This window comes from Bizionia paragorgiae (genome assembly GCF_900107625.1).
Lineage (GTDB): Bacteria > Bacteroidota > Bacteroidia > Flavobacteriales > Flavobacteriaceae > Bizionia > Bizionia paragorgiae.
In genome coordinates this window covers 110,923-135,686 of the sequence record NZ_FNQK01000002.1, presented here as the reverse complement: position 1 = coordinate 135,686, position 24,764 = coordinate 110,923, and the positions used below count along the sequence as shown (strand labels likewise).

The window sequence follows — 24,764 nt, the reverse complement described above, 5'->3', positions numbered from 1 at the left end:
AGGGTTTTAAGTTTTATTATTGATGATGATATTTTAATCAATGATATTTTTAGTAAAGCTGCTGCTCCAACTCCGGGAAATTGTCTTGCTTTTGATTACTCAACAATTGCTTGTCAAGGTGGTTTTTCACATCAACACGAAAGTGTGTATAATGAAGATATTGGTGGTATGTGTGGAGGTTCTACTTCTTTTGTTGTTGGTGCTAGTTACGATTTCGATTCTATAGATGGACAATTGAGTGGTAGTGGTTCTCCTGGTGGCTCTAGTACTGGAACAAGAGCAATTGGTAAAACAAATAATGATGGTGCTTTCAATAATGGAACTTTTACTATTTCACCAACACCTTGTAGAGGTGATGATTGTCCAGAGGAATTACAAGAATTATTAGATATAGAACCCGGCTCTGTTCCTGCTCCTTATAAACTCTTAAAGAAGCAATCGCAGATTCAGAAAATAATTTAGACGAAGACAGTGAAGAAGGTTATACTTTTAGACATAATTCTAATTTAGACCAATTACTTGCTAAAGTTAGCTCTAGCAATACAGGAGAAGGTTATTGTAATTATATAAAAGTTCTATCTGTTTACGGTGGATTGCATTTACATTTGGATAATACACATCTAAATTTAGATAGTGACTACGAACCTATGTTTTCTCATAAAGACATAAAGGATTTGTTAGGATTTACAGAAATATACAGCAATCCAAGTAGTCTACTAAACAGTTCTTTATTTGTCCGTTTAATAGTAACTTATCAAGGCACTTATGCGATAAAAATAAAAGATTTAACTAAACTGCAACATTTAAACTCTATTTGGTCTGATAAAAAGAAAAAAAAGAGATTTATGACTCTTTTGGATCTGGAATATAGAAGAAAAACTGGTGATTTTTCTAATCCTAATGGAACTGCTGAAGATTACCAGAAAATAATCTTAAAGCATATAAATATTAAATATGATTTAGGTATATCATTATTTAAGACTATAGAAAATAATGGAGAGCCTGTAGGTTGTGAGGAATTAATTTTAGTAAATGGGGACACAGCAAACAGTAGTATAGATAAAAAACCTTGTGATGAATAATAAAACAATAAAAATGAGAAATATAATTTTAATTGCCTTATTAGGAATAACATTTGCTTGTAAGGCGCAAAATCCAATAATAAGTATCCATGATAAGAATGCAGAAATAATTACAGATTCCTATTTAAAAGATATTAATTACGACTTAGATAAATTCGTGGGTACTTGGCTTTATACCAATGGTAATACTTCTTTAATATCAAGTTTGAATAAAAGGAGCAAGTGTATAATGATGATTGGTATGAGGATTTATTAGTAGGAGAATATAAATATATTGAAAATGGAGTTCAAAAAGTTAATACGCTAATAAATTTTGATAACACAGACGATTTAGATAGTGTATACGACCACAGTTTATTAGGGAATTATACTATTTTAAAAAAAGAATTCCCTGGCTGTTCCAATTCTAGTCTTTTAGAAAAACGTGTAAGAATTTATTTTGAAGATCCCAACCCGAATTTAAGTTATCTCGTAGAAACAATGTATATGGGGCTTCGTCACATCAGTGAATTTGGTGTTGCCGATAAAATTCAAATAGATTTTGCTAAAAAAGGGTCTTCTATAATTCCATTTGTTGCACCACAAGAGCCTAACTTGCCTTTTGGTAGATGTATGTTAATCAGGTAATGAAGTGTAATATAGCTATAAAAGCCATTACGCAAGTAGTGGCTTTTTTTTGTGTGCAAAATTTGCGTTTTCACTCCAATTACGGTTTTTACCGTAACGAAAAGTGCAAATAAATTGTAGTTTTCGATGAATGGTACAAAAAGGTATTGTGAGATTGTTATTATTATACACTTGGTTTTTAATAGTTAAAATCACTAATTTTTAAAACCAACCAAAGGAATGAAAAAAAGAAAATGTAAACAGTATTTAAAACTAGTAATGTTGCTCTTCGGGGTTACATTGGTGTTATCTAGTTGCCAAAAAGATGATGTGGATTGTTTGGACAATCAGGCAGGTATCCAAATTTCATCAGTTAAGCGAAAGTCCGTGGGTTTTGAAATTAGTGGTACTAATCTTTTTAATACGCCCTATAAACATAGTAACAGTGCTACTTCTTTTGTAACTTCTGATAGTAAGACTTTTATTCTACCTCGAGTCATCCTCATTAAAATTGCTTATAAATTGTAATTACAAGCTGAAAAAAGGAGTGTAGCGGCATCCTTTTGCGTTTGGCAAAAGATATAGTGCAAGGCCTGTTTTTTGCTTTTTCGCAAAAATTTGCACAAAAAGTGATTCTGAGATTTAAATTCCTTAATTTTAAGCCTCAAAAGACAACTTAAGTATGATTAATAAAAAAGTAAATTCAGTTAAAGAAGCGACAGAAGGCATTTCGGATAACATGACGTTTATGTTGGGTGGTTTCGGTTTGTCGGGTATTCCTGAGAATGCCATTAAAGCCCTGGTAGATAGTAATATTAAAGAGTTAACCTGTATTTCTAATAATGCTGGTGTGGACGATTTTGGTCTGGGCTTATTATTAAAAAAGCGTCAAATAAAAAAAATGGTATCGTCTTACGTCGGTGAAAATGACGAGTTCGAAAGACAAATGCTATCTGGAGAATTAGACGTAGAGCTTATTCCGCAAGGCACTCTTGCCGAGCGTTGTCGTGCGGCCCAAGCTGGTTTTCCTGCTATTTTTACGCCTGCTGGTTATGGTACCGAAGTGGCCGAAGGTAAGGAAGTGCGTGAGTTTGATGGTAAAATGTATGTGTTAGAGCACGCTTTTAAAGCCGATTTCGCTTTTGTAAAAGCATGGAAAGGTGACGACGCTGGAAACCTAATTTTTAAGGGTACAGCGCGAAATTTTAATCCGGTAATGTGTGGCGCCGCAACTATTACAGTTGCAGAAGTAGAAGAATTGGTGCCAGCAGGAACCTTGGACCCAAACCAAATACATATACCAGGTATTTTTGTGCAACGTATTTTTCAAGGTAAAGATTATGAAAAACGTATCGAGCAACGTACCGTTCGTGTACGCGAGTAACACCTCTTTGATCGCGACTAGCCATAACAGTAATACTAGCGTTTGTAACGTGGTATTATATACAGGCTAGTAGTGAAAATAATCACATTAAATTAAAACAGTATGTTAGATAAAATAGGAATTGCAAAACGCATTGCAAAAGAAGTACAAGATGGTTACTACGTAAACTTGGGGATTGGTATCCCAACCTTAGTAGCTAATTATGTGCGCGACGATATAGAAGTAGAATTTCAAAGTGAAAATGGCGTGCTTGGTATGGGACCTTTTCCGTTCGAAGGAGAAGAGGATGCCGATATTATTAACGCCGGTAAGCAAACCATTACTACCTTACCGGGAGCGAGTTTCTTTGACTCTGCAATGAGTTTTTCTATGATTCGTGGTCAACACGTGCACCTAACTATTTTAGGTGCCATGGAAGTGGCTGAAAACGGAGACATCGCCAACTGGAAGATTCCAGGAAAAATGGTCAAAGGAATGGGGGGCGCTATGGATTTAGTAGCCAGTGCCGAAAATATTATTGTTGCTATGATGCATACCAATCGTGCCGGGGAGTCTAAGCTTTTAAAACGTTGCTCATTACCATTAACCGGTGTGGGTTGTGTAAAGAAAATAGTTACCAATCTAGCGGTTATTGAAGTCACCGATAAAGGCTTTAAGTTATTAGAACGCGCTCCTGGAGTTTCGGTTGAAGAGATTGTAAAAGCAACCGAAGGGCAACTTACTATTGATGGAGATATTCCTGAAATGACTATTTAGTAAGTGTTAAGATTTAAGTGTTTTAGTACGAATAGTATCACAAAATAGTGTTAAATGTTAAAATTTCGTGTATTTTATCGAAATTAAACGCCTTTAAGCTGAAGTATTTCGTTAAGAGTTTTATATTGTGGACTCCAAATCTATTGTATTAAATAAACCAAATTTACCGGAACACCTTACTATGCGAAACAGAATAATAAATAATATAAAACACACCATTTCGTTTTCGAAAGGTGTGTTTTTTTTAGTTAAAAAAGTGTGTATGTTATAAACAGCTAAAGTTTACTGCTGTTTTTTTAACACCTCTTTATTTTCTATCACCGTCTATGCGCGATCTTAAACAGGCTTTCTACCTAACACGTATGTAATCCTTTAATTGTTGCTGTGAAGTATGTTTTTTATTACCGATAAACACATCAAATGGCAAGCTCGCGAACAAACTCACCATTCACCATTCAAAGTCCTTTTGGAATCGCGTTAATTAATTTTTTGGTATACGCTTTTTTTGGCGTGTTGTAAATAACGTCTGCATCATCCAATTCTTCTATTTTACCGGCATTCATTACCAATAATTGATCTGACATGTATTTAACGACTGCAAGATCATGAGAGATAAAGAGATAGGTGAAATTAAATTTCTCTTTAAGTTCATTTAGTAAGTTTAGTACTTGTGCCTGTACAGAAATATCTAAGGCCGATACGCTTTCGTCACAGACTATAAGTTTAGGTTGTAAAGCAATCGTACGAGCGATTCCAATACGCTGACGCTGTCCGCCAGAAAACTCATGTGGATAGCGATTAAAATAGGCTTCAGATAAGCCTACACGCTCTAAAATAGCAATTGTTTTTTCTTTGCGCTCAGCATCATTTTTGTACAACCCATGTACCTTCATAGGTTCCATAATGGCCTTACCAACAGGAATTCTCGGGTTTAATGACGAATAGGGATCTTGAAAAATAATTTGAATATCTTTTCTTAAGGCCTTCGTTTCGGAGGCGCTTAATTTAGTTATGTCCACACCTTGATATAAAATACGACCTGCGGTTGCTTTATCCAATTGTAATATGGTGTTTCCTAAAGTCGATTTCCCACAACCAGATTCTCCTACTAAGCCTAGAGTTTCTCCTTCATAGATATTAAAACTCACGGCATCGACAGCTTTAAAGTGTGTGGGTTTAGTAAACCACCCGGAAGTTGATATGTATTCTTTTTCTACGTTTTTAACTTCTAGTAATGGGGGTTTGTTATAGAGGATCTTGTGGTTATCTGCTCGCATTTGCGGTGTAAGCTCCACTGTAGATACTGTAGCATTCATTACGTCGCTTATAGTAGGTAATGTTTTAAGGCGCACGTTTAATGAAGGTCTAGAGTTAATAAGGGCCTTGGTATAATCGTGTGCTGGCGTATTAAAAATGTGTTCTACGGTATTTTGTTCTACAATTTCACCTTTATACATGACTAAAACGCGATCGGCAATTTCAGAAATCAATGCCAAATCATGAGTAATAAAAATTACACTCATGTTGTTTTCGGTTTGCAACTCTTTAAGCAGGGCTATAATATCTTTTTGTACGGTAACATCCAAGGCTGTCGTAGGCTCGTCGGCAATAAGTATTTCGGGTTTGCAGGCAATAGCCATAGCAATCATAACACGTTGCTTTTGTCCGCCAGAAATTTCGTGCGGATAGGCGTTATACACGCGGTTTGGGTCCGGTAGTTTTACCTTTTCAAAAAGTGATAGTGTTTCTGCTTTAATAGCTTTTTTAGATAGAGACGTATGCTGTTTAAGGACCTCTTCGACTTGAGACCCACAACGCATTGATGGGTTTAAAGAGCTCATAGGTTCTTGAAAAATCATGGCTATTTTTTTTCCACGTATCTGCTGAAATGCTTTCGATGAGAGTTGAGTAAGGTCTTTAGTATCGTATAATATGCTTCCCGAAGTGATTTTAGAAATTTTTTTTGGGAGTAAGCCTAAAATAGCTAAAGACGAAACCGATTTTCCGGAACCTGACTCGCCCACAATACCTAAAATTTCATTGGGTTCTAAATGATAGGATATGGAATGAATAATGGCATTCGTTGTGCCATCGGAAACGAATGAAATAGATAAATCTTTAACAGTAAGTAGATTTGTTTTAGACATATTATAGGACCAAAGTTATAAGATTATAAAATTACGGTAAAATCCGTAAACAAAACCGAACAATTTTATTTTGTATGTATTTAATCGAAAAACCGAAAGTTAAATACGTTTAACGCATCACTTTTAATACTTTCGTTGCATTATTAATACTTTTTAAGTAAAAACTTTAAATAAAAACCATGAAACAGAACATTACTTTATCAATTCTATGTTTTATATTTTCCTTCGCTGCGTTTTCTCAAGACCGTCGTTGTGAAACTATGGAGAATCTAGAATACAGAAAACAATTAGATCCGAAATTAGAATCTAGAATGAATGATATAGAGGCCTTTACGCAAGCAAAAGTAGCGCAAATGGAATCTTCTAATAACAAAATAGTAGGTGATATTATTACTATTCCAGTGGTTGTACATGTTATTTATAGCAATGCTAATGAAAATATTAGTGAGGCTCAAATTTTATCTCAAATACAAGTCTTAAATGATGATTTTAGAAGACTTAATGCCGATGCTGATAATACTTGGTCTCAGGCTGCCGATACGCAAATCCAATTTTGTATGGCTACAGTAGATCCTAATGGTAATGCAACAAATGGGATTACAAGAAAATCATCTACCAAAACGTCATGGGGTACTAATGATGCGATGAAAAAAGCGTCACAGGGTGGAGTAAATCCGTGGGATACTTCACAATATCTTAATATGTGGGTGTGTAATATAGGCGGAGGAATCCTTGGTTATGCGCAATTCCCTGGTGGTAGTGCTGCTACCGATGGTGTGGTGATGGGACCTCAATATTTTGGATCTAAAAATGAAGGATCTGGCTTTTATTTATCGGCTCCTTTCGATGAAGGCCGAACAACGACTCACGAAGTGGGACACTTTTTAAATCTGCGTCATATTTGGGGTGATAGTAATTGTGGTAATGATTTTGTTAGCGATACACCAACGCATCAAACCTCTAATGGGGGATGTCCTACAGGGCAAGTGTCTTGTAATTCTACCGATATGGTACAAAATTATATGGATTATACCAATGACTCGTGTATGAACTTATTTACTGTTGGGCAGAAAAATAGAATGCGCGCCTCTTTATTAAACGGAGGTCCTAGAGCAGCATTAGCAGCTTCAGATAAATGTGGTGCAGCAGCACAGCCAACCTGTACCGACGGTATTCAAAATGGTACTGAAACCGGTGTTGATTGTGGTGGTTCGTCATGTTCTCCATGTCAGACAGGAACCCAATATTGCGCATCACAAAGTAATAGTGTGAGCGACGAATACATTAGTCGTGTGCAAGTAGGAAGTATTAATAACACATCGGGAGCGCAATCGTATTCCGATTTTACGTCTCTTTCATCAGACCTATCGAAGGGAACTGCTTACACCATTACAGTAACACCAACATGGACAGGGTCGACCTATTCTGAAGGGTATGCAGCATGGATAGATTACAACAACGATGGTGATTTTACCGATTCTGGAGAGCAAATTTTTTCTAAAGCGGCATCGACAACTTCTCCAGTTAGCGGAAGTTTTACTGTGCCTGCGGGAGCATTAAATGGCGAAACGCGTTTACGTGTAGCTATGAAATATAATGGGATTCCAACTTCTTGTGAAGCTTTTTCTTATGGTGAAGTGGAAGATTATACTGTAAATATTACTACGGGAACTACAAATCCGCCAACAGGGTGCACTGGAGCTGTATCTTCATTTCCTTATAACGAAGGATTCGAAAGTGGCTTTGGAGCGTGGACTCAAGGTTCGGGCGATGATTTTGATTGGACACGTAACTCAGGAGCAACGCCTTCTAGTAATACTGGACCTTCAAGTGCAACTGAAGGGGCGCAATATGTATTTATGGAATCGTCTTCTCCAAACTATTCTACAAAAAGGGCCTTGTTAGAATCACCGTGTTTTGATTTAACAGGACTTTCTCAAGGCGTCTTTAACTTTAAGTATCATATGTATGGTACCTCGGCAATGGGGAATTTAAAAGTGGCTGTTAGCACAAATAATGGAACCAGTTGGACAACAGTTTGGACACAATCAGGAAATCAAGGAAATGCTTGGCAATCGGCAACAGTAGACTTATCGTCGTATGCTGGTAGTACGGTTAAATTAAGATTTGATGGAACTACAGGAACCACATGGCAAGGGGATATGGCTGTTGATGCTATTTCAGTAACGAATGGTACGCCATCGACCGATAAATGTGATGGTGTCGCTGCTTACAATAGCAGTCAGTCGTACGCTGTAGGAGAGCAAGTCACTTATAATGGATCTTTATATGAGCGTACATCTTCTGGGTGGACCAACCTTGGGCCTTGTGGGACTGCAAGAGTCGCAGCCGAAGCGTTTGTTTCACACCTAGGTGTTGAGATAGCAATTTACCCTAACCCAGTAAAAGGTAGTATGTTATTTGTAAAATCTAATATTAAAAACGTACCGTTTACCATTGTTAATATGTTGGGTCAGCAAGTTGGAAAAGGAAGCGATTATACGCATGGTATTAACGTGAGTCATCTAGAAGCTGGCTTGTATATGATACAGTTTAGTATAGATAATAAATTAGAAACGCGAAAATTTATTAAGCAATAGGCACACACGCTGTATGTGCATTAGAGTAACCAGAACATAGAAAAGCCCAAACGTAAGTTTGGGCTTTTTTTTTATCTGTTTTTTTAGAGCTGAAGCTCATCTGCTAATCGGTTCTTTGACTTGTGTTAACACTAGTGATTTTAACACACCGCAGCCTGGTGGTGAATTGCGTTAATGAAAGCGTAATTAAACCTGTTAAAACAGGTCTTAATTACCTTATGAAACCTAGATATGAATAATTTCCTCATCCTTTAAAATAGCCTCACCACGGAGTCTTAAAAAGATTTGAGCAACGGCTATCGTATCCTTTTCGCAATAGTTTACTATGCGTTGTATGTCGTTAGTTTCGTAATAGACTTTATAGACTTCGCTACCATCAATATCATCTTTGGGAGAGGGAATACCTAGTACATTGGTTAATAGTTTTAAAGAGGTGTAGGTTTTATAATCCCCAAATTTCCATAGTTCTAAGGTGTCTAAATGCGGGACTTCCCATGGTTTTTTGCCAAACAAATTGAGTTTATAGGGCAATTCGATATTGTGAATTATCATACGTCTTGCGATATAGGGAAAGTCGAATTCTTTTCCGTTATGGGCGCAAAGCAGATGTTTCGTCGAACTAAAATGCGATAAGAGTAAGCTTTTAAAGGCTTTTAGAAGTTGAGGTTCTTCGCCATAAAAGGAGGTGGTTCTAAAGGTTCGTGTCTCCTCTTTAAAGGTGAAATACCCTACCGAAATACAAATGATTTTTCCGAACTCCGCCCAAATACCTGCCCGGTCATAAAAGGCCTCGGCACTAAAATCTTCTTTTCTTTGGTATTTAGATTTGGCCTCCCATAATTCCTGTTTGGTAGCATCAAGATCCGAAAAGTATTGCGTTTCTGGAACCGTTTCTATATCTAGAAATAAAATGTTTTCGAGATTAAGTTTGCTGATCATACCCCTTCCAAATTTTAATTAGTGTGTCCTGCCTATTGTCCGTTTGCATTAAGCATCTGGTAGGCCTCGTCGATATATACTGAAATGTCTTCGGTAAAGGTTGTGGTGCCTTGATCTGGAGATTTTTGGTGCCCTAAACGAACAATAATTACATTGTCTTCTGGTTGAACTATAACATACTGTCCTAAATGTCCACGCATCATAAAAAAGTGTTTTTCATTATGGTTTTTTAGCCACCATCCGTAGCCATATTCTGGGCTTGAAGGAAACACAGGTTGTATAGATTTCGCTACAAATGTAGAATCTAATACTTGCTTGCCATTCCATTTTCCGTGGTCTTTATATAGTTTACCAAAACGCGCAAAATCTTTGGCATTACTGGCAATGCAGCAGTAGGCTTTTACCAAATCATGGTCGTCGCTATCCACTTGCCAAAGGGTTTCGTTTTCACTACCTAGAGGTTTCCAAAAGCTCTCGGTTAAATAATCATATAATTTTTTACCGGTTGCCTTTTCAATTACCATGGCTAGCATTTGCGTATCGCCACTAGCATATTTAAATGCTGTTCCTGGTTCCTTATCCATTTTTAAGCCTAGTATTACTTTTTCTAAATCGTCGTCAAAGTAAGCACGGGTAGTAATAGAAAGCGGTGAGTAGTAGGCTTCATCCCAATTGGTACCCGAACTCATACGCGATAAGTCGCCAACGGTCATTTTTGCCGCTTTACCCTCGCAAAATTCCGGGATAAAATCACAAACTGGCTGATCTAAACTTTTAATATAGCCTTCCATTATCGCTTTACCCATTAAACCAGAAACATAACTTTTGGCCATAGAAAATGAGTTGGTTTTTGAATCTTTATTGTAGCCATCATAATAATTTTCAAACCAGATGCTATCGTTTTTAATAATCACATAAGCGATAGTCCCCCAGTCTTTATTGGCTTTGTTTAAGCGTTCTGTTTCTTTAGCACGATTATAGTCGGCATGGTTAGGCCACGGTTGTGGTGTGCCGTTTTTTACAACGCGATTGTCGAATTTATGGTAGTCGTCTAAAAAAGCTGTGGTATAACCTTGCATATATATTGTACGGACTGCCTTTAGAAGGTAATCGGTATCTGTTAGGTATAGCGTTGCAATTAATAAGGCGAAAAGAATAAGGATGCCCTTAAGTAGGTTTTTAATGAGTTTCATGCTTAATGATTAGTTTAGAATATTAAATATACTAAAATTATGTGTTAGCGATTGCAGCGGCATCCTTTTCTTTTTTTTCAACAAAAAGAAAAGATATAGCGTAAAGCGCGACGGTTTAAAAAAACCGGAACACCCTAAGTGCTATTATATATCTCGTAGTAATACCAAATGCCTAAAATCGACTACTTGGCTACCCAATAGTTACTCCATAGTTACAGTATAGATAATGTATGGATAGTGTATGGATTGTGTATGACGAGTGTGTTATAATAATGTGGTAACAACAAATAAAGTAGGGGTATAGGGGAGTACTGCTAACAAGGCAGGGCACTTACTGTGGTATGCATTTTAAAATAGGCGTTCTTGGTGGTACGGACTTTCGTGTTCGAGTAGCCATTGTTTTCTGTGTAATCCGCCAGCATAACCGGTTAAGCTGCCGTCACTACCAATAACGCGGTGGCAGGGTATTACAATCCATAGCGGATTTTTCCCATTGGCATTGGCGACTGCACGTATGGCTTTAACGTCTCCCAATTGTTTTGAAAGTTCTAAATACGACAGGGTTTTTCCGTAGGGAATGGTTTGTAATAAAGCCCAAACACGTTGCTGAAAGTCGGTACCCTTAGGGTGGAGCTTCAGATTAAATTCTTGGCGCTCGCCTTGAAAATAGGCTTCAAGTTGGTGCACACAGTCTTGTAAGGATTCGGGAATATTTAAGGAGGGGATTTCTGGGGTGTTTAGTACAGAAATCGAGGAAATACCATGAGAGCCACCTGTTATTTTAGTTACGCCTAAAGGGGAATTAATATAACAGGTGTCTTCCAAAGTAAGGGGGTTATTCTATGTCTTCATTATCGATAACCCCTAATTTTTTTGCTCGTGACTCCCAATTTTTTCGGGCTTGCAATTGTAAATCAGATACTTTATCGCTTTCGTCCATTATTTCTAGTCCTAATAGTGTTTCAATAACATCTTCCATAGTAACTAATCCGCTAACCGTACCGTATTCGTCTACCACTAATGCTAAATGATTTTTAGATTCTAGTAATTTATCTAACAGTTTTGGAATGGGGATATTTCGAGAGACGATGATAATATTTCGCATGAGGTCCCCAATCTTTTTAGAGCCGTTTCCTAGGGCCATTTCCTTAAATATTTCGGCCTTTAGGACCATTCCGATAATATTATCTTCATTTTCAGAATAGATAGGGATTCTAGAATAGCGTAGGGTTGTGTTTTTATTAAAAAATGCTTCTACAGTCGTGTTTTCATCTTCTGTTTTAATCACCGTTCTCGGTGTCATGACATCTTTAGCAAGGACATCTTTAAAGGTTAGTAAGTTTTTAATAATAGTACTTTCATTTTCTAAAAACACCCCTTCCTCATGAGCCATTTCGGTCATTACCATAAAGCCTTCACGACTTAATACACTGCCATGACCTTTACCACCAATAAGTTTGGTGGTTAATTGCAGCAGCCATAAAATACCTGTGTATTTTAATGGGAAAATTAAAATATTTAATGTTTTTGTCGTGAAATTGGTTAATGATTTCCAATAGGTAGCTCCAATTGTTTTTGGTATAATTTCTGAAGCGACTAAGATTAAAATGGTCATAATAGTCGAAACAACACCTACCATTACCTCTTCGGTAAATGACACACCAAAAACCGTAGTTGTTTGGCTACCATATAACTCTTCGTAAGCGACTTTTGCTTGCACACCAACCAAAATAGCACCTACAGTATGCGCTATGGTATTTAAGGTTAGAATAGCAATTAGTGGTCTGTCGACATCCTTTTTTAATACTTCTAAATCATCAGCATAGCTTTTACCCTCTTTCTTTTTTACTGATATATAAGTTGAGGTCACACTTAATAACACCGCTTCGAGTATGGAACAGAGAAACGAAAAGAAGATGGAAACAAAGGCGTAAAGAAAAAGTAAGCTCATGAGCTATTAAATATATTTAATCTATTGGTTAGTAGTTGAAAAGTGTTGAAAGTACAAAAATTATTTAATTTGATTTGTAAAATTATCTTAAATAATAAATGCCTCTTGGGCTTATTTATTTAAGAGTTTAACAACATCTTTCGCAAAATAACTTGCGATAATATCTGCTCCGGCACGTTTAATAGCTGTAATTTGTTCTAGCATTACGGCATCGTGGTCTAACCATCCTTTTTCGGCTGCTGCTTTTAGCATTGAATATTCTCCAGATACCTGGTAAACTGCAACAGGGACATCGACTTCATTTTTAATTTCGCGTACGATATCTAAATAGCATAGTCCTGGTTTTACCATAACTATATCGGCACCTTCGTCTATATCCATTTCTGTTTCTCTTAAGGCTTCAAAGCGGTTAGCAAAATCCATTTGGTATGTTTTTTTGTCTTTAGGCACATCTTTAAGATCGGCAGGCGCAGAGTCTAAAGCATCTCGAAACGGGCCGTAGAAAGCCGAGGCGTATTTTGCCGAATAACTCATTATTCCCGCATCAACATGGCCTTCGTCTTCTAGCAGTTCACGAATAGCCAAAATACGGCCGTCCATCATATCACTTGGTGCTACGAAATTTGCTCCGGCTTCGATGTGTGACAGACTCATTTCTGCTAAAACCTCTACCGATGCATCGTTTAACACCTTGCCGTTTTCGATAATACCATCGTGACCATAAGAAGAATAAGGGTCTAAAGCGACATCGGTCATGACTAGCATCTCCGGACAAGCGTTTTTAACGGCCTTAACGGCACGTTGCATTAATCCGTCAGGATTAGTCGCTTCAGTACCTTTATTGTCTTTTAAATGATCGGGAACTTTAGCAAATAATAGTACCGATTTTAAGCCTAACTTCCACAGCTCTTTAACTTCCTGTTCTAAGGTGTCTAAGCTATAGCGAAAGTAGTTAGGCATAGAAGGAATCTCATCTTTTACTCCTTTTCCTTCTGTTACAAATAGTGGGACAAGGAAATCATTAGGGGAGATTATGGTTTCTCTTACTAAACCTCTTATGGCTGCGTTAGCTCTTAATCGTCTGTTTCTTTTTATTGGATACATAATATGATGTTTTATTAGCAAAAATGGATTTTGCTGACTATTTAATTGTTGTTTTCGGCATACCCTAAGTAATACCACTTGTTGTTTTCTTTTACGAATTTTGAGTTTTCATGAATACAATCCGCTTCACCATGTTCTGAAAAAAAAGCATTGAATTTTACGGTGTCTTCGGTGGACTCTAAAATTTCTAGACGCTGCCAGAGTACTGATTTCGCCCAGTTAACAATGGCCTGTTTTTCTTTAATTGGCCGGGTTCTTTTGTGATGTGTTTGCATCAGGTAATCGCCATCAGCACGAACAAAAGCACTATAGCGCGAACGCATCAATTGTTCGGCAGTTTCTGTTTGTCCGCCATTGAGATGAAAGACTTTACAGCACGAGTCGTAAGATTTATGACTTCCGCAGTAGCAATTCATTATTTAATTTTTATCTGTGAATACTAGACTTATACCCATTCTTTAGGCTGTTGCAATACGCTTACAAGTTTCTCTTCCTCACTACCAGGTTCTGGAGTGTGGTCGTAAACCCATTGCACATGAGGTGGTAAGCTCATTAGAATACTTTCTATTCTTCCGTTTGTTTTTAGTCCGAAAAGCGTTCCTTTATCATGAACTAAATTAAACTCTACATAGCGACCACGTCTAATTTCTTGCCATGTACGCTGGGCGCTGGTATATGGTAAATCTTTTCTTTTTTCTACAATCGGCACATAAGCTTCAATAAAACTATCTCCCACTTCTGTTACAAAATCGTACCATTTTTCCATGGTCATGCTCTTAGTTGTCTTACAATAATCGAAGAATAGACCTCCTATACCTCGGCCTTCATTTCTGTGGCTATTGTAAAAATACTCATCACAGCGCGCTTTATATTTAGGATAAAACTCTGGGTTATGCGCATCGCAGGCCGTTTTACAAATGTGATGAAAATGTGTGGCATCGTCTTCAAATAAATAGTATGGCGTTAAATCTTGTCCGCCACCAAACCACTGATCAACAATTTTTCCACTTTTATCGTACATTTCAAAGTAGCGCCAATTGGCGTGTACTGTCGGAACCATAGGGTTTTTAGGGTGTAATACTAAACTAAGACCACAAGCAAAAAAATCGGCATCTTCAACGCCAAAGTATTTTTGCATGGAATCGGGTAGTTTACCGTGTACTCCAGATATATTTACTCCTCCTTTTTCAAAAACACGACCGTTTTCAATAACTCGGGTTCTCCCGCCGCCACCTTCTGGGCGCTCCCAAATATCCTCTTGAAAAGTGGCTTTGCCATCCACGTGTTCTAAGGCAGCAGTTATTTGATCTTGTAATTCGTGTATGTAATTAAAAAATTTATCTTTCATGATGTAAGGTATATAACTCCATATCTAATGGAGATTGGTTGTTGGGTTTAAATTCTTTTTCTAGGGTTCTAGTCCAAGTAAACCCTGAATGTTCCACAACTTTTATACTCGCGCTATTATCTTTGTAAATAATGGCGATTAGGATTTTTAAATTTAATGTTTTAAATGCGTATGCAGTAAGATTTTGAATGGCCTTGCTGGCAATGCCTTTATTTTGAAAATCTTTAGCGATACCATAGCCAAACTCACCTTTTTGAATTGTCCAATCTAAATCTTTAATAAAAACGAGTCCTACAATAGCGCCAGTAATCGTTTTCTTTATGGTAAATAAAAACTCTTCCTGATTATTAAAAGCGTCTATTTTTTTCTTTACAAAGGCCTCCGAAAGTTCTTCGGTTAAGTTTTCGGCTAGTGTTTTAGGGAAATAAGTTTCAAAATGCTCGTAGTTTGAAGCTAATAAATGATGTATTTGTGGGGCATCGTAGGCTTCAATTCTATCAATGTGGTAATCGTCAAAAACAGCTATCATTGTATTATTTTTTGAGGCGTTAGATTACGCGTTGACACCAGTTGGTCCTCTTGCTTTAGGAGTTCTACTGTTTTTAGTGAGGCCGCAGTTACCGAAAGCGGTAAAACTAATATGATCCCGATAACGGGAATGAGTAAAAACAACATAAAAACAATTCCATTTCCTATAGCCATACCTTTATTCGCTTTTACAAAAGAGATACTGTCTCGGTAATTTAAATGGCGCTCTAAAGTGTAATCCATATTCCCAAATCCGGCATAATAGGATTGCGTTAAAAATAGTAAAGCCGTAGAGACTAATCCTACTACGGGTATTAATCCAATGATTAGGATCGGAATGGTAAATAAAATTTCTAAGGTTAAATTTCTAAGATTTATTTTAATACCACGCCAAAGTTGCTCGCTAAAAGAGGTGTTACGGTGTTGATGCCTGCTCACGCCAAGGACGTGGGCTTCAATTTTTTCTGAAACGGGACTCATAAATGGCGCCGATAGCGCCATAATAATGTGTTTGTAAAGAATAAAACCTAATGCCGCTACGGCAAGTCCTCCTATAAAACTAGAAATGGTGGTAAAGGTTTCTTTTCCCCATTCCCATGTCCATAGTTTAGCAATAAACCCACCAATATCGTCCGATAAACCATACGCTAAAGACACGATAATTAGCGCTGTTAAAATGCTAATACCAATAGGTATGAAAAAGTATTTCCAAAGTTTTAATTTTGAAATTAAAGCTAATGCTCCAGAATAGGCTTTTATGCCTTGAAAAATCGTTTTCATACGTTCTTTAACGCTTTTAGGAAGAGCGTTGTTTTGGGTTACTGCCGAGAGTTCATCGCGGTCAATTTAACCTACGACGGACTTTTATATTCCTTTACGGCATCGATAAATGCTTTCGCATTTTCTAATGGGATGTTTGGTAAAATACCATGACCCAAGTTAACAATGTATTTGTCTTTACCAAAATCGTTAATCATTTGAGTAACCATTTTCTTAATCTCTGCAGGTGGAGAAAATAATCGCGTAGGATCAAAATTCCCTTGTAGGGTTATATTCCCACCGGTTAAGTAACGTGCATTTCGTGCCGAACAAGTCCAGTCTACACCCAATGCTGAAGCACCAGATTTAGCCATCGTATCTAAAGCAAACCAACAGCCTTTACCAAAAGCAATAACTGGTGTTTCTTCTTTTAAAGCATCGATTATTTGTTGGATATACTGCCATGAGAATTCTTGATAATCTACTGGAGATAACATGCCTCCCCAAGAATCGAATACCTGAACAGCGTTCACCCCAGCTTTTACCTTTTCTTTTAGGTAGGCAATTGTGGTGTCTGTAATTTTTTGTAATAATTGGTGTGCGGCTACAGGGTTTGTAAAACAAAATTCTTTGGCTTTATCAAAGTTTTTGCTTCCTTGACCTTGCACACAGTAGCATAAAATAGTCCATGGAGAACCAGCGAATCCAATAAGTGGGATATCGTCATTTAATTTTTCCTTAGTCATTTTTATCGCCTGATAAACGTAGTCTAAGGCTTCTTTAACGTCAGGAACAATAACATTGTCCACATCTTTCTGGCTGCGAATAGGGTTAGGCAAATACGGACCAAAGTTTGGTTTCATTTGCACTTCAATATTCATCGCTTGAGGGATCACTAAAATATCACTAAATAAAATAGCGGCATCCATACCGTAACGGCGAATAGGCTGCACGGTAATTTCACTAGCTAGTTCTGGCGTTTGGCATCGTGTAAAAAAATCATATTTGGCCTTAATTTCCATAAATTCTGGTAAATAGCGACCGGCTTGACGCATCATCCATACTGGCGGACGCTCTACTGTTTCACCTTTTAATGCTCTTAAAAATAAATCGTTTTTTATCATGATAGCCCTCCGCTACAGCGGAACTTTTTTAATTATACTTTAATTTTTTTGTTACTTTTTACGACGCATAGTGCTCATTAACGAGGTCAATAACGCTCTCTACGGTCGGTAATTTTGCAATGCGAACATCTTTAAAATGTTTAGACGCTTCTTTTGCTGTTGTTTCTCCTATACAATACGCCACCATAGTGTCGCTAGGGTTATTTTCTTGTTTAAAACTCTTAACGGTCGATGGGCTGTAAAACATGACCCCTTCAACGCTATCTTTTAATTTTAAAGAATCTAATTTTGTTTGGTAAGCTTCTACTTCGTTAACCACAATATGGTTTTCCGAAAGAATTCTTGGAAGCTCATCTAAACGTTGATCGCTACAAAAGTAAGTAACCTCAGTACCTTCTAAGTACTCTACAAGGTGGTTTGCTAATTTTTCAGCGCTATTTTCTGAGTGCTTAACTTTTCCAATGCGTTTTTCTATTTCACGCTTAGTACGTCGGCCAACACAATAGATGTTTTTGAATTGTAATTCGATAGCCGAAAAATTCGTTAGTAGGGCATCAACAGCATTTTGACTGGTGATAATCACATTTTGAATTTCGTTTTTAATAACTCTTGGAGCAATTCTATTTAAACTTATCTTAATAAAATCACTACTATCTACAGTAACTTTATCATTAAAACTTTGGCGTTGGGTTTCGGTAAACGACTTAGTAGAATACACGTTTGTTTTACGTTCCGAATTCTTAATATCGTCCATTAAACGTTTTCCACCACGCTCAATCACGTAATTTGCACACCATTCTGCTAAATCGTGATGTTCGCCTAATTTTTTGTTTCGTTTAACACTAATTTTCTTGGTACCATCATAACTTAATAACACGGCTTCAAAGAAAATCTCTTCATCTTTAATGTACGCATTGGCTCCAATTGGTGCTGTGCAACCGCCTTCCAATCTATTTAAAAACTCACGTTCTATTTTTACGCAAATTTCAGTTTCTTCGTGGTTGATTTCCGAGCAAATAGCTAAAATATCTTCATCCTTTTCTAAGGCAGCAATCATAATCGCACCTTGACCAGGAGCCGGAACCATCCATTCTAAATTAATAGCGGTTTCTGGTCTCAGGTTTAGACGTCCTATTCCTGCGGCAGCAAAAACGGCAGCATCCCAATGGTCGTTAGCGTCTAATTTTTCTAAACGGGTAATTACATTTCCGCGAATAGGCTCTACAGTATGCGTCGGGTAGCGGTTTAACCACTGCGCTTTACGACGAAGACTTCCTGTAGCAATAGTAGCGTGTTCTGCACCTAAAAACTCTTCCGTGGTTTTATACACCAGAGTGTCGCGAACGTTACCACGTTTTAAAACTGCTGCCTGTGTAATGCCTTTTGGCATAATGGTAGGCACGTCTTTTAAAGAGTGTACAACGATATCGACATCACCGTTTAACAGTGCTATATCTAAAGTACGTGTAAATATACCTGTAATGCCCATTTCGTATAAGGGTCTGTCAAGAACAAGGTCGCCAACAGATTTTACAGGAGCTAATACGGTTTTGTGTCCCAAGTGCTCAAGCTGTTGTTGAACGGCTCTTGCTTGGTACATGGCTAACTCGCTATCGCGAGTACCAATTTTAATTATTTTAGACATGATTTGTTTTTTCTAACTGAAACACTTTTTGAATAAGTTCTAGACTATCGGTTGTAGATATAGTCTCATCTTTTAAATGATGGGCAAAGTGATTCGTTATTTTTTGAATGATATTATTACTAATGACTTCTGCTTGCTCTTCGTTAAAATCAGAAATCTTTTTGCGTTGTGTTTCTAATTCAGCAGTTTTAAAATCTAGTAATTTATGTTTTAATGCTTTTATAGTCGGTGCGAATTTTCTAGTGTTTAACCACTTGTTAAATTCTGCTTGTACCTCGTCGATAATAGTTTCTGCTAAAGGGATTTGAAGTTTCCTCTTTTCTAAAGTCTCATCAGTCATTAGCGATAAATCATCGAGATGAATTAAAGAGACATTATCCAAATCTAATACGTTTTCATTAACGTTTTTAGGAATAGATAAATCTAAAATTAGTAAGTCTTTTTTAGATTGGATAAGGTACTTGTCTACTGTTGGGTTTTGGGCCCCTGTAGCAACAATTAAGATGTCTGCAGCGTTAATTTCCTCTTGTAAATCAGTGTAATCTTTAACGATTAAATTAAATTTACCAGCGACGGCTTCAGCTTTATCTTTTGTTCTGTTAATTAGGGTTATGTGTTCGTTTTTAGTGTGTTTTACTAAATTCTCACAGGTGTTACGACCTATTTTACCCGTTCCAAATAATAAAATGTTATGATCGGCAACATTTTCAAAGCGATTCATAATATAATGTACCGAAGCATAAGAAACTGAAGTTGCACCCGAAGAAATCTCCGTTTCATTTTTGATTCGTTTACTTGCTTGAATAACAGAGTTTATTAAGCGTTCGATAAACGGATTTAATAACTGGTACTTTTTAGACAATACAGCACTCTTTTTAAGTTGGCTGATAATTTCAAAATCACCTAAAATCTGACTGTCTAAACCAGAGCCTACGCGAAACATATGTGTTACAGCCTCGTTGCTTTTATAAATATAAGCGACCTTTCTAAATTCTTCAACGGTTCCTTTGGTATTGTCGCAAAGCAATTGAATAAGCTGAAAAGGGTGTTCTGCAAAACCAAAAATTTCGGTTCTGTTACAGGTAGAAGTTACAATTAAACTTTCAATTCCATTCGCTTTAGCTTGTTCTAAGACCTTGACCTTACTAGCATCATCCAAGCTAAAATGCCCTCTAATCTCCGCATCTGCTTTTTTGTAACTTAAGCCAATGGCGTAGAAGTATGTGTTTTTTTGTTGCATGTTTTCGTGTAAACAGACTTCGGGGTTTGTTAACGGCAAATGTAGTAGGACATTTTTGAAAAAAGTAACGCTAAAAGAACTTTAAGTATCGTTTGTGGTTTTTTAGCCTTCTTTTTTCATAAAATATGATAAATGTCATACTTTTGTACTAAATTCAAGTACTAAGGAGGTCTTTGTTTAGAATGAATCTAAATAAAATAATAAAATTTAATAAATGAATAATCAAAAAAATGTCGCTACAAGGTCATACAACGAAACAAAAGTAGACGATGATGTTTTTGTGTTAACATTTCACAATGAGACTACCGATTCTCAGCAGGTAACACGAGAAATAGGTAGTAATTTTATACAGTTTCATTTTAGTATTAAAGGCTCAAGTACTTTTAATTTTAATGAGGGGCGCTACAGTTTAGAGGTTTTAGAAGAAAATTCCTTATTACTCTATAATCCGCAGCGCGAATTACCAATTGATTTAGAGGTTAAGCCCAATTCGTGGTTGATTACCGTGCTTATTTCTATTAAAAAATTTCACGGTTTGTTTTCTCAAGAAGCCGATTATATTACTTTTTTAAGTGATGATAACCGCGATAAGAAATATTATAAAGACGGAAAGATATCGCCGTCTATGGCTATTGTCTTAAATCAGTTAATTCACTTTAACCTCAATCAATCTATAAAGCACATTTATTTTAAAGGTAAAACTCTAGAATTGCTAAGCTTGTATTTTAATAGAAATGAAGAAGCCGATATTGAGCAATGTCCGTTTTTAGTCGATGAGACTAATGTTATTAAAATACGTAAGGCAAAAGATATTATAATAAGCCGAATGGCAGAGCCACCAAGTTTACAGGAATTGAGTGACGAAATAGGATTGAGTTTAAAAAAATTAAAGGAAGGGTTTAAACAAATTTATGGAGACACCGTTTTTAGCTTTTTATTAGATTATAAGATGGAAGTGGCGCGTAAACTCTTAGAGTCTGGAGACCATAATGTTAATGAGGTAGGGTTAAAAGTTGGCTATAGTACATCCAGTCATTTTATTGCCGCTTTTAAAAAGAAATATGGTACAACACCAAAAAAATACTTGCAGTCTTTAGGCTAGCGGGTAGTTAATAGTATAACGCAAAACAATTTCCAGAAGTTGTTAAATAACCATTGGGAATCTGTCTCACGATAAGAATAATAGTAATTAGAATTGTATTTTTGCAATTCGAAAAAACACAGTAAAACCAGAACAGCGTTTGGCGTGTTGGGGTTTTTATTAAGATATAAGAATGAAGAAAAAAGGAGTCTTACTCGTAAATCTAGGATCACCAGAAAGTCCGGAGCCTAAACATGTAAAAAAGTATTTAGGAGAGTTTTTAATGGACGAGCGTGTTATTGATGTCCCGCTATGGGCAAGAACACTGCTGGTTAAAGGTATTATTTTAAATACCAGGCCTAAAGCCTCGGCAGCCGCCTATAAAAAAATATGGTGGGAAAACGGGTCGCCACTAATTGTACTTTCAGAACAGTTACAAGAAAAAGTACAAGAGCAAACCGAGTATCCTATTGCCTTAGCTATGCGTTATGGGAGTATGACTATTAAAAAAGGGTTGCAAGAGCTAGTCGATAAAGGTGTGGACGAGGTGTTTTTAATTCCTCTTTATCCGCAATTTGCTATGGCAACTACCGAAACTATTTTGGTTTTAGCCGAATCCTTAAGAAAAGAACATTTTCCAAATTTAAAAATCGATTCGCTACCGGCATTTTATAATAACCCCGATTATATTACGGTGCTCGCTAATTCGATACAAGACGATTTAAAAGATAAAAATTACGACCACCTATTATTTTCTTACCACGGTGTCCCAGAGCGACATATTCGCAAGAGTGATATTACAAAATCACATTGTACTATCGACGGGTCGTGTTGTAAAACACCTTCTCCGGCACACGAATTTTGCTACAGACACCAGTGTTTTGAAGTTACCCGTTTAATAGCAGAGAAATTAAACTTACCAGACGATTCGTATTCTACATCGTTTCAATCGCGATTAGGTTTCGATCCTTGGTTGTTGCCTTATACCGATAGAACAATAGAGCGCCTAGGAAAAAGTGGCGTTAAAAATATGGCCATTGTTACCCCAGCATTTGTTAGTGATTGTTTAGAGACTCTAGAAGAAATTGCTATGGAAGGCGAAGAGCTTTTTCATGAAGTAGGCGGTAAGGAGTTTAGTACTGTACCTTGTTTAAATACTAATGAAGATTGGGTAGCACTTTTAGCACAGTGGATTAACGCGTGGGCTTTAGAGCCAACAGAAGCTTAAATGCAAAAAGAAAGTCATTCGACATATTTAGGAACAGAAACAATAAGTAAATTATTAGTTAAGCAGGCCGTACCAGCGTCTATAGGGATTCTGGTAATGTCTCTTAATATTCTAGTCGATACTATTTTTGTTGGACAATGGATTGGTTCTACCGCTATTGCTGCGATAAATGTGGTTTTACCGGTGTCTTTCTTTATTGCCGCTTTAGGAATGTCTATTGGTGTTGGTGGATCCTCGATAATTTCTCGTGCTTTAGGAGCTAATAATCACCCAAAAGCACTTAAGGTTTTTGGAAATCAAATCACCCTAACCCTTATTCTTACTATCGCTTTTGTAACTGCGGGATTGTGGTATATAGATGCAATCATTCCCGCCTTTGGGGGTAAAGGGGCTATTTTTGAGCCCGCCAAAACATATTATACTATCGTGTTGTATGGTGTGCCCTTTTTGGCTTTATGTATGATGGGGAATACCGTAATTCGTGCCGAAGGGAAACCAAAATTCGCCATGTATGCCATGCTATTCCCGTCGGTAGGGAATTTAATTTTAGACTACCTTTTTATTAATGTTATGGATTTTGGTATGGCCGGTGCAGCGTGGGCTACGACCGGATCGTATCTGTTGTGTTTCCTTTTTATTCTGTGGTATTTTATATCTAAAAACTCGGAGCTAAAAATTAATATGTCGCACTTCGGACTCGATAAAACCATTGTTTCCGAGATTTCTAGTTTAGGATTTGTAACACTAGCCCGCCAAGCGGTAGTGAGCATCACCTATTTGTTAATGAATAACATTTTGTATAACCTCGGTGGCGAAACCTCGGTGACGGCCTATGCTATCGTTGGCCGTATGCTAATGTTTGCCTTGTTTCCTGTATATGGTATTACCCAAGGGTTTTTACCAATTGCCGGTTATAATTACGGAGCACACCACTATGGTCGGGTTAAAGAGAGCATCGCAACGGCCTTAAAGTATGCTATAGGTTTAGCTATTATCGTTTTTATTATTTTAATGGTGTTTCCAGAAGCTATTACCCGATTGTTTACCTCTAACCCCGAAGTAATTAAAGAAACGCCAAGCGCCATGCGATGGGTGTTTGCAGTGACGCCTATTGTGGCCATTCAGCTTATCGGAGCGGCCTATTTTCAGGCTATAGGTAAAGCCGTGCCCGCCTTACTACTCACCTTAACACGACAAGGGTTTATATTTATTCCCCTTATCTTTATACTGCCTCAGTTTTTTGGCGAACTAGGCGTATGGATGTCATTCCCGATTTCCGATGTGTTGGCAACCCTAATCACCGCTTATTTTTTAAACCGCGAAGTAAAAACGAATTTAACACCTTCAAAAACAGTCTAATGGAATATTATAACTACATCAAAGCGCTGCATCTTATTTTTGTTATTACTTGGTTTGCCGGTTTGTTTTATATTCCGCGCTTGTTTGTGTATCAAATAGAAGCTTTTCATAGACCATCACCAGATAAGGAAATTTTAGGTGAGCAGCTTAAGTTAATGGCGAAGCGCTTATGGTATATTATCACCTGGCCATCGGCAATATTAGCGACTATTTTCGCCCTTTGGTTGTTGGTTTTAATGCCTTCTTGGTTGGAGCAACCGTGGATGCATGTTAAACTAACCTTTGTGATTTTACTTTTTCTCTACCACCTAAAAACGCATATCTATTTTATACAATTGCAAAATGACGTGGTGAAAAAAACATCAAATTTTATGCGTTTATGGAACGAAGGCGCGACCTTTATACTGTTTGCTGTGGTGTTTTTAGTAATTTTAAAAAGTGCTATCAATTGGGTCTTTGGTGTGGTAGGCATCCTTGTTCTCGGTATATTACTCATGCTCGGTTTTAAAGTCTATAAGCGTATTCGAGAAAAAAACGGCGATACATTTTAATTGTTTTGGCGGTTTAGGGCGTCGCAAAAAAAAAGCTTTGCCCTACCGCGCTATCCACTATATCTTTTGCCTAAAAAGCAAAAGGATGCCGTTTCTATCGCTAACGCGGTAAATTGGTTCGATTATTGCTATATTTAAA

The 24,764-nt window shown here is 37.1% G+C and carries 23 protein-coding genes and 1 pseudogene; 11 read left to right on the top strand and 13 right to left on the bottom strand.

The genetic code is table 11. The annotated features are described in order from the left end of the window. Window positions 1-144: 144 nt before the first annotated feature. From BLV64_RS01825 to BLV64_RS01795, 6 genes and pseudogenes are all read left to right on the top strand, one after another. Complete coding sequence (locus BLV64_RS01825) at window positions 145-462, top strand: hypothetical protein (protein ID WP_092131644.1); 318 nt, start codon at window positions 145-147, stop codon at window positions 460-462. 185 nt (window positions 463-647) lie between these two features. Beyond that, the gene (locus BLV64_RS01820) at window positions 648-1,082 is read left to right on the top strand and encodes a hypothetical protein (protein WP_143034118.1); all 435 of its coding nucleotides are present in this window, start codon (window positions 648-650) and stop codon (window positions 1,080-1,082) included. Then, window positions 1,075-1,709, top strand: a pseudogene (locus BLV64_RS14855) (DUF6705 family protein). Before BLV64_RS01820 ends, BLV64_RS14855 begins: the two are co-directional and overlap by 8 nt. Window positions 1,710-1,928: 219 nt before the next feature. Then, window positions 1,929-2,216: a hypothetical protein gene (locus tag BLV64_RS01805; protein ID WP_092131633.1), complete on the top strand. Its 288-nt coding sequence runs from the start codon at window positions 1,929-1,931 to the stop codon at window positions 2,214-2,216. 154 nt (window positions 2,217-2,370) lie between these two features. Further along, window positions 2,371-3,072 (top strand): CoA transferase subunit A, encoded by a 702-nt coding sequence (locus BLV64_RS01800; RefSeq protein WP_092131630.1) that lies wholly within the window; start codon window positions 2,371-2,373, stop codon window positions 3,070-3,072. A gap of 102 nt (window positions 3,073-3,174) precedes the next feature. Beyond that, window positions 3,175-3,828 carry a 3-oxoacid CoA-transferase subunit B gene (locus BLV64_RS01795; RefSeq protein ID WP_092131628.1) on the top strand — a complete coding sequence of 218 codons (654 nt, stop codon included), beginning with the start codon at window positions 3,175-3,177 and terminating at the stop codon, window positions 3,826-3,828. 455 nt (window positions 3,829-4,283) lie between these two features. Here BLV64_RS01795 and BLV64_RS01790 read toward each other — a convergent pair whose 3' ends face one another. Beyond that, window positions 4,284-5,975, bottom strand: coding sequence for an ABC transporter ATP-binding protein (locus BLV64_RS01790; protein ID WP_092131625.1), 1,692 nt, complete (start codon window positions 5,973-5,975; stop codon window positions 4,284-4,286). Between the two features lie 179 nt (window positions 5,976-6,154). Between BLV64_RS01790 and BLV64_RS01785 the strand changes: the two genes are divergently transcribed. Further along, a complete protein-coding gene (locus BLV64_RS01785) occupies window positions 6,155-8,575 on the top strand; it encodes a GEVED domain-containing protein (RefSeq protein WP_092131623.1) in 2,421 nt (806 codons plus the stop codon). 225 nt (window positions 8,576-8,800) lie between these two features. Here BLV64_RS01785 and BLV64_RS01780 read toward each other — a convergent pair whose 3' ends face one another. The 12 genes from BLV64_RS01780 to hemA form a co-directional block, all read right to left on the bottom strand. Further along, window positions 8,801-9,514 carry a 3'-5' exonuclease gene (locus BLV64_RS01780; RefSeq protein ID WP_092131620.1) on the bottom strand — a complete coding sequence of 238 codons (714 nt, stop codon included), beginning with the start codon at window positions 9,512-9,514 and terminating at the stop codon, window positions 8,801-8,803. Between the two features lie 32 nt (window positions 9,515-9,546). Further along, window positions 9,547-10,707: a serine hydrolase domain-containing protein gene (locus tag BLV64_RS01775; RefSeq protein ID WP_092131617.1), complete on the bottom strand. Its 1,161-nt coding sequence runs from the start codon at window positions 10,705-10,707 to the stop codon at window positions 9,547-9,549. A gap of 348 nt (window positions 10,708-11,055) precedes the next feature. Continuing rightward, window positions 11,056-11,532, bottom strand: a complete 477-nt coding sequence (locus BLV64_RS01770) for a methylated-DNA--[protein]-cysteine S-methyltransferase (protein WP_092131615.1) — start codon at window positions 11,530-11,532, stop codon at window positions 11,056-11,058. A 10-nt stretch (window positions 11,533-11,542) separates the two neighbouring features. Further along, the gene (locus tag BLV64_RS01765; protein WP_092131613.1) at window positions 11,543-12,658 is read right to left on the bottom strand and encodes a CNNM domain-containing protein; all 1,116 of its coding nucleotides are present in this window, start codon (window positions 12,656-12,658) and stop codon (window positions 11,543-11,545) included. A 111-nt stretch (window positions 12,659-12,769) separates the two neighbouring features. Then, window positions 12,770-13,762: a porphobilinogen synthase gene (gene hemB, locus BLV64_RS01760; RefSeq protein ID WP_092131611.1), complete on the bottom strand. Its 993-nt coding sequence runs from the start codon at window positions 13,760-13,762 to the stop codon at window positions 12,770-12,772. A gap of 41 nt (window positions 13,763-13,803) precedes the next feature. Then, window positions 13,804-14,178, bottom strand: a complete 375-nt coding sequence (locus tag BLV64_RS01755) for a YchJ family protein (protein ID WP_092131608.1) — start codon at window positions 14,176-14,178, stop codon at window positions 13,804-13,806. A 29-nt stretch (window positions 14,179-14,207) separates the two neighbouring features. Further along, the gene (hemF, locus tag BLV64_RS01750) at window positions 14,208-15,110 is read right to left on the bottom strand and encodes an oxygen-dependent coproporphyrinogen oxidase (RefSeq protein WP_092131606.1); all 903 of its coding nucleotides are present in this window, start codon (window positions 15,108-15,110) and stop codon (window positions 14,208-14,210) included. After that, window positions 15,100-15,639 carry a GNAT family N-acetyltransferase gene (locus tag BLV64_RS01745; RefSeq protein WP_092131604.1) on the bottom strand — a complete coding sequence of 180 codons (540 nt, stop codon included), beginning with the start codon at window positions 15,637-15,639 and terminating at the stop codon, window positions 15,100-15,102. The genes hemF and BLV64_RS01745 overlap by 11 nt, the downstream gene beginning before the upstream one ends. Continuing rightward, the gene (locus BLV64_RS01740) at window positions 15,636-16,418 is read right to left on the bottom strand and encodes an EI24 domain-containing protein (RefSeq protein ID WP_092131602.1); all 783 of its coding nucleotides are present in this window, start codon (window positions 16,416-16,418) and stop codon (window positions 15,636-15,638) included. Before BLV64_RS01740 ends, BLV64_RS01745 begins: the two co-directional genes overlap by 4 nt. Before the next feature lie 71 nt (window positions 16,419-16,489). After that, entirely contained in the window at window positions 16,490-17,521 is a 1,032-nt protein-coding gene (gene hemE, locus BLV64_RS01735; RefSeq protein WP_092131600.1) for a uroporphyrinogen decarboxylase, read from the bottom strand. A 58-nt stretch (window positions 17,522-17,579) separates the two neighbouring features. Continuing rightward, entirely contained in the window at window positions 17,580-19,166 is a 1,587-nt protein-coding gene (gene hemC / locus BLV64_RS01730; protein ID WP_092131597.1) for a hydroxymethylbilane synthase, read from the bottom strand. Continuing rightward, a complete protein-coding gene (gene hemA / locus BLV64_RS01725) occupies window positions 19,159-20,406 on the bottom strand; it encodes a glutamyl-tRNA reductase (RefSeq protein WP_092131595.1) in 1,248 nt (415 codons plus the stop codon). The genes hemC and hemA overlap by 8 nt, the downstream gene beginning before the upstream one ends. A gap of 214 nt (window positions 20,407-20,620) precedes the next feature. On the opposite strand from hemA, the gene BLV64_RS01720 reads away from it, so the two are divergent. From BLV64_RS01720 to BLV64_RS01705, 4 genes are all read left to right on the top strand, one after another. Then, window positions 20,621-21,508 carry an AraC family transcriptional regulator gene (locus BLV64_RS01720; protein WP_092131593.1) on the top strand — a complete coding sequence of 296 codons (888 nt, stop codon included), beginning with the start codon at window positions 20,621-20,623 and terminating at the stop codon, window positions 21,506-21,508. A 172-nt stretch (window positions 21,509-21,680) separates the two neighbouring features. Continuing rightward, window positions 21,681-22,715, top strand: coding sequence for a ferrochelatase (gene hemH / locus BLV64_RS01715; protein ID WP_092131591.1), 1,035 nt, complete (start codon window positions 21,681-21,683; stop codon window positions 22,713-22,715). Beyond that, window positions 22,716-24,074: an MATE family efflux transporter gene (locus BLV64_RS01710; protein ID WP_092131589.1), complete on the top strand. Its 1,359-nt coding sequence runs from the start codon at window positions 22,716-22,718 to the stop codon at window positions 24,072-24,074. After that, window positions 24,074-24,625: a CopD family protein gene (locus BLV64_RS01705; protein WP_092131587.1), complete on the top strand. Its 552-nt coding sequence runs from the start codon at window positions 24,074-24,076 to the stop codon at window positions 24,623-24,625. Before BLV64_RS01710 ends, BLV64_RS01705 begins: the two co-directional genes overlap by 1 nt. Window positions 24,626-24,764 lie beyond the last annotated feature (139 nt).